Here is a 6696-nt window from a genome sequence, read left to right on the forward strand (position 1 = left end):
GTTCCGGGCTTTCCGCGAATGTCAGGTTTAGGTAGGAAAAGATTGTTACCTTTTTTGATGGTCACCTTGAGCGGAGTCGAAGGACTCTTCTCTGCATAGGAAGCTACAATTTGTGTCTTCGTGCTCAGCGCTAAACAGGGGCTCGGAACTCTTCTTTTCTCTGTGCAAACTCGTTGTTCTCAGTGGTAAAAAACAAAAAAAATAGCCCATATAAAATATGAGCTATTTATTATTCAAGTACCCTTTAGGGAATTAGGACCTAATAAGCCCTTTGGTTATTTCCTTCTTTCCAGTTAACGAAAGCTTTATTTACCACTTTATTACCCCCCGGGGTAGGATAATTTCCTGAGAAATACCAGTCACCTTTGTTTTTCGGACAAGCTTCGTGCAAGTTCTCTAAACTTTGATAAATTACTTCAACCTCAGCAACAGTACCTTTTGGCGTAATAATCTGTGCAATTTTAGCCGAAATTTCTTCAGGCGTAAACGGTTTATAAATTTCCTTAACGTGGTTTACAATTTCCTCTTTAGGTAAAAGCAACGAAGCTTTACATTTCGTGTAAACGTCTTCGATCACCTGCCACATACCGCGCTCCGTTAACAACTGAATAGCTGCATCGAAAGCCACGAACTGCCCCATCCTGCTCATATCGATACCATAACAATCAGGGTAACGGATCTGAGGTGCAGAAGAAACAATAATGATTTTCTTAGGGTGTAAGCGGTCAACAATTTTAATGATACTCTGCTTTAAAGTTGTACCACGCACAATCGAATCATCAAGTGCCACTAAAGTATCCTGGTGGTTATTGATAATACCATAGGTAGTATCGTAAACATGTGCTACCATTTCGCTACGGTCTGCGTCCTGAGTAATAAAAGTTCTCAGTTTTACATCCTTAACCGCAAGCTTTTCTACACGGGGCGCTAAAGATAACAGGTCTTCAAGCTGCTGATCTGTTAATGTTTCTTTTTTATGTAAAAGTATATCTTTCTGGTGCCTGCGCACATATTGCTGAACACCATCAACCATTCCAAAAAAGGCTACTTCTGCCGTATTTGGGATAAATGAGAATACTGTATTTTTTAGATCGTAATTAACGGCCTGAAGGATTTTATCGCTTAATAAGCGACCAAGCTGTTTACGTTCGCGGTAAATCTCTACATCACTTCCTTTTGAGAAATAAATACGTTCGAAAGAGCACGACAATCTTTCGGTTGGCTCGCGGAACTGCTCCATGCTCACCTCACCGTTTTTCTTGATAATTAAAGCATGCCCAGGATCGATCTCTTTAACATCTTTGAACTGGATATTAAATGCAGTTTGTAAAGCAGGCCTTTCAGATGCCGCTACAACAATCTCATCATCATAGTAATAATACGCCGGACGGATACCTGCCGGATCGCGCATAATGAACGAATCGCCATTACCCACCATACCACAGATCGAATAACCTCCATCCCATGTTTTGGCCGAACGGCGAAGGATATTTGCAATATCTAAATTATCAGATATTTTGTGTGTAATCGCAATGTTATCATGCCCTTCTTTTTTGTACTGATCGAAAAGCTCCTGGTTTTCATCATCTAAAAAGTGCCCGATTTTTTCTAATACCGTAACGGTATCTGCTTTTTCTTTTGGATGCTGACCTAACTCGTACAATTGCTCCAATAATTCATCAACATTCGTCATGTTGAAGTTACCTGCAATTACCAGGTTACGTGTCATCCAGTTGTTTTGCCTTAAAAAAGGGTGGCAATTTTCGATGCTGTTTTTACCATGCGYACCATAACGCAAATGGCCCATTAACACCTCGCCGATAAAGCTTACGTTGTTTTTGAGCCATTCTGTATCCTGCATTAATTCAGGCGTGTTTTCTTGGATATCGACAAATTTGTTCTGCACATATTCGAAGATATCAGCTACCGCATTAGATGCCATGCTCCGGTATCGGCTGATGTACCTACTGCCCGGTTTCATATCCAGCTTAATGGTGGCAATACCTGCGCCATCCTGGCCCCGGTTATGCTGTTTTTCCATTAAAAGGTATAATTTGTTAAGGCCGTAAAGTGCTGTACCGTACTTTTGCTGGTAGTAAGAAAGTGGTTTTAACAGGCGAATAAAAGCGATTCCGCATTCGTGTTTTATCTGATCACTCATTGTGTGGGTTTGAAGCCGCAAAGTTATCCTTTTAACTCGTTACAACCTAAAGAAAAATGTTTTCTTTTATTATGATGAGTTTAGGCTGACAGATGAACTAAAAGTGCGACTAATCTATCTCTAACTCCAATCGCCCCTTCTAATTAATTCCAATATGTTCAAATAGCCAGCTTAGTTAGTGTAAATTATACACACTTACTTGAATTACCTACAGAGATCGCGCTATTCAATTAATTTCATATATCAACGGTTTGCGTTTTACAGTTACTAATGCAAAAGAGAAAGATTACTGAACCGTCCATCTGTACTGGCAACAAATCAATTTAAAGATTTTTATCAACAGAATAGATACTGAAAGAAGTTCAGCAGGACGCAGATCAGGAATTAACAATTTTCAATGCGCAATTTCCAGTTAACCAATTCAAACAATTAACCAGGGTTCAGTTTACAGTTAAACAATCATTCTATCTGATTTCAACGGCTCTCCGAAAAAAATAGAGGCGTGTTCATCAAAAGCTGCAGGATCACCGCTAGTATAGAAATACCTTTCGCCCTGTTTAGCTAGTTTTTCTTCYATCTCAGGGTGTCTCTTTAAATAATCAGCTAAACTGCGGGATACAATCTCGCCTTGCGTTAAAACGCTTATATGGTCGGGGAATACCTTCTTCAGTTTAGGCATTAATAAAGGATAGTGTGTACAAGCCAATAGCACGCAATCGATAGCTGCCGATTGGCTCAATAACTGATCACAATATTCATTGATAAAAAAGTCAGCGCCAGATTGTAAGTGTTCGTTATTTTCAATCAGTGGAACCCACATCGGGCAGCTTTGCTGGTAAACCTTAATCTCAGGAAAAAATTTATTGATCTCTAAAAGATAAGATTGAGAATTAACTGTACCTCTGGTCCCCATTACCCCTACCGATTTAGTGCTCGTATAACCATCAATTACCTCAGCTGTGGGCCTGATTACGCCAAGCACTCTTCTACCGGGATATTTAGCAGGAAGATCTATTTGCTGGATCGTTCTAAGCGCTTTAGCTGACGCCGTATTACAGGCAAGAATAACCAAATGGCATCCTTTAGCAAAAAGCCATTCTACGCATTCTAAAGTATATTTATAAATGGTCTCGAAAGAATGGTCGCCATAGGGCGAACGGGCATTATCGCCCAAATAGATATAATTGTAATCGGGCAATTTATCGGCAATAGACCGGAAAACTGTTAAACCACCGTAACCTGAATCGAAAATACCTATTGGCGAAGCCTGCATTGTGTTGGAAAGTTATAGATAAATATTGAAAAGTTAAATCTTTAAAACGGTCGTCTTCCTGAACTTGTTTCAGGATCTGCTGCGCTGAAGTTAGACATCAAAGATGCTGATCCCGAAACTCGGGACAGCATGACGAAAATCCTAAAACAAAAAGCGAAACTAAGTTAAACTTAATTCCGCCTTATATTTTGAATTGGTAAGGAGATTTTGAACTCCGAACTTCCGACTCAGAACTACTTTTTAGGTGCTGCTGGTTTTGCAGCAGTTGCAGTGATTCCTAATTTAGTTTTTACTGAAGCAGTAATATCATCACCACCATCCCAGAAAACTAAATTGTTACCACCTTGTCCGTTTGCGATATCGAAAACGTAAGCTAAACCTTTTTCTTTAGCTACAGCAGAAATTGCAGTTGCAACTTTAGCCTGGATAGGTTGGAATAATTCACCTTGTTTAGTACCTATATCTTGCGACGCTTTAGTACGCGCATCAGTAATGCGTTTTTCTAAATCCTGTAATTCTTGACCCGCAGCTTGTAATTCTTTACCTACTGTTTCTTTGTTAGCCTCACTCAAAGTTTTTTGCTTAGCTTCTGCTGCAGCCATTTTACTTTGATATTCTTTGATCATTGCATCAATATCGGCTTGCTTTTGTTTACCTAAGGTTTCTAAAGTAGTTTGAGCTGTTTTAGCCTCTGGTAAATTTGCAAATACCTCTTCAGAATTAATGTGACCCAATTTTTGTTGTGCACTTGCCATATTCGCTGTAAACAATAACCCTGCTGCTACAAAGAATACGTTAATTAACTTTCTCATCGTTTTATTTTACTTTTTTATTTTTTTCTAATTGTTTTTCTTCAAAAATCAGGGGCGAATATACTAATTATTTACAGTCCCTGGTTTATAACCTAATTTTACAATTACGTCATTACTAACATCGTAACTGCTACTCGCATAAATCATCATTGTTGCTTCACTGCTCTTGTCGAAAATGAAGTCTAAATATTTAGATTTTGCAATCTGTTTAATCGCCTCGGCTACTTTATCCTGAATGGGTTTAATTAATTTTACCCTGCTTTGAAAAAGATCCCCATCTGGCCCAAACTTAGAACGTTGAAATTCTTTAGCCTGTTTTTCTTTTTCTATAATCTCGTTTTCACGGCGCTTGCGCATATCATCGGTTAACAAAACCTGATCGGCCTGATAAGCCTTGTACATCCTGTCTATTTCAGAAAAATTCTGGTCCACCTGTTGCTGCCATTGTTTAGAGGCAACATCTAATTGACTTAGTGCCGATTTATATTCTGGTAAATGTTTCAAAATATACTCCGTGTCTACATAAGCAAACTTCTGTGCAAAGGCACCAAAAGAAGTGCAAAGTAGGAATGCGATAAAAAGATACTTCTTCATTTGTGTGTGTGTTAATGATATAGTTAATAACCTAAGCTTTCTTTAAACTCCTATTGCAATGATTTATTGCATAATTAGTTAAATTTTTGTTCTTTATCAATTAAAATCCACCTAATTGTTGTGCGATACTAAATGTAAAATTTTGCTTTCCTCCGTCTGATAGTCCAGGTATGGTATCAAACGCATGTCCATAATCGATACCCAACAAACCAAATATAGGAAGGAAGATCCTTGCACCTACACCCACTGATCTTCTAACGTTAAAAGGATTAAAATCACCAAATCTGTTCCAGGTGTTACCAGCTTCTGCAAAGGCCAAAACGAAAGCTGTGGCTTGTTGGCTTRCAATAACGGGATAACGTGCCTCTAATACATATTTGGTATAAATTGGGCTACCTGATTGCTGCGCTACAGCCGGATCGGATCCATTCGGGATAACAGCATTGTTAGCGTAACCACGCATCGCGATCAGCTCAGATCCCTGCAAGAAATCGAATCCCTGCATACCATCACCACCAAGTTTAAAACGCTCGAATGCTGATTGGCCAACTGCTTTGTTATATTGCCCCAAGAAACCAAACTGGGCCTGCGCTTTGATTACCAGGTTTCCGGCTACACGTTGGTACCATTGTGAATCGAATTTCCATTTATGATATTCAGTAAAGCGATATTTCTCTCTATCTGATGCCGTTGCATAGTTTGTTTTATTTAACAATGAAAATGGTGGCGTTGCCTGAACGGTGAAACGTAAGAATGATCCAGATTTAGGGAAGATCGGCGAATCYCTTGAATCGCGGCTAATCTCCTGTGATAAACTTATGTTGTAAGATGTACCCGTATTGAATAAATATCCTGAATAGTTATTTAAGATGTACTGTTGTACACTAACCGCATGGCTTAACTGAAAATAGTTATCTGGCCAGTTTAATCTTCTACCTAAACTAACCGTTACACCATTTAAACGTATTTTTTGAAACTGCGCATTATCTGAACTTAATCCATTAGATTGTAGTGAAGTAAATGCACTCACACCGAAACTTACCGGTTTCTCGCCACCAAACCAAGGTTGAGAGAAGGAGAAACTATATGATTGGTAATATTTACCGTTGGTTTGTCCACGTAAGCTTAATTTCTGCCCATCACCKTTTGGCAATGGTTTGTAAGCTTTTAAATTAAATAAGTTACGTAACGAAAAGTTATTGAAGGTTAAACCTAATGTACCAATGATACGGCCACCACCAAAACCACCTGATAACTCAATCTGATCTGAAGGTTTCTCTTCTACAGCATATTCAATATCTACAGTACCATCTGCCGGGTTAGGGCGAGGTGTAGGTACAGTTTTAGACTCGTCGAAGTTACCCAATTGACCGATTTCGCGGATGGTACGGATCAAATCACTTTTGTTAAATTTCTGTCCGGGTTTGGTACGGATCTCACGCAAAACAACTTTATCGTTTGTAATGGTATTACCTTTTAAAGTAATGCGGTTGTTGGTATACTGTGGACCTTCGTACATGCGTAATTCCACATCAACAGTATCGCCATAAATTTTGGTCTGTACCGGATCGATATTAAAAGTTAAATATCCATTATCGGTATACATACTGTTAATGTCGCCACCGTTTTCGCCACCGCCGTTTAATTTTTTATTTAATTTTTCTTCGCTAAAAACATCACCTTTTTCGATGGTTAATACTTTTTGCAAAATACTATCCGGATAAATGGCATTACCTGCCCAGGTAATATTACCGAAGTAATATTTTTTCCCTTCGTAAAGGTCCATCCTGATGTTAACCTTTTTCTTGTTATGCTGGTAAATGGTATCTTTTAATAATTCGGCATCACGATAACCT

Annotated in this window: 5 protein-coding genes; all 5 read right to left on the reverse strand. The window is 38.8% G+C overall.

Features of this window, described 5'->3' with window-relative positions; all coding sequences use genetic code 11:
• Nucleotides 1–259: 259 nt before the first annotated feature.
• Nucleotides 260–2161 (reverse strand): amidophosphoribosyltransferase, encoded by a 1902-nt coding sequence (locus AC1DPQ_RS13670; protein ID WP_477609760.1) that lies wholly within the window; start codon nucleotides 2159–2161, stop codon nucleotides 260–262.
• Nucleotides 2162–2612: 451 nt separating this feature from the next.
• Nucleotides 2613–3434 (reverse strand): glutamate racemase, encoded by an 822-nt coding sequence (murI, locus tag AC1DPQ_RS13675; protein WP_477609762.1) that lies wholly within the window; start codon nucleotides 3432–3434, stop codon nucleotides 2613–2615.
• A 233-nt stretch (nucleotides 3435–3667) separates the two neighbouring features.
• Nucleotides 3668–4246, reverse strand: a complete 579-nt coding sequence (locus tag AC1DPQ_RS13680) for an OmpH/Skp family outer membrane protein (RefSeq protein ID WP_057932778.1) — start codon at nucleotides 4244–4246, stop codon at nucleotides 3668–3670.
• Between the two features lie 63 nt (nucleotides 4247–4309).
• Nucleotides 4310–4840: an OmpH/Skp family outer membrane protein gene (locus AC1DPQ_RS13685; protein ID WP_121283542.1), complete on the reverse strand. Its 531-nt coding sequence runs from the start codon at nucleotides 4838–4840 to the stop codon at nucleotides 4310–4312.
• A 100-nt stretch (nucleotides 4841–4940) separates the two neighbouring features.
• On the reverse strand, nucleotides 4941–6696 hold a 1756-nt coding region (locus AC1DPQ_RS13690), incomplete at its 5' end, for a BamA/OMP85 family outer membrane protein (protein WP_477609764.1).

It is taken from the genome of Pedobacter sp. 01T416_2 (assembly GCF_056398925.1).

Bases quoted from the DNA above. Each gene is read 5' to 3' on its own strand.
- AC1DPQ_RS13685 (WP_121283542.1), bottom strand. From the start codon at position 4,840: ATGAAGAAGTATCTTTTTATCGCATTCCTACTTTGCACTTCTTTTGGT.
- AC1DPQ_RS13680 (WP_057932778.1), bottom strand. From the start codon at position 4,246: ATGAGAAAGTTAATTAACGTATTCTTTGTAGCAGCAGGGTTATTGTTT.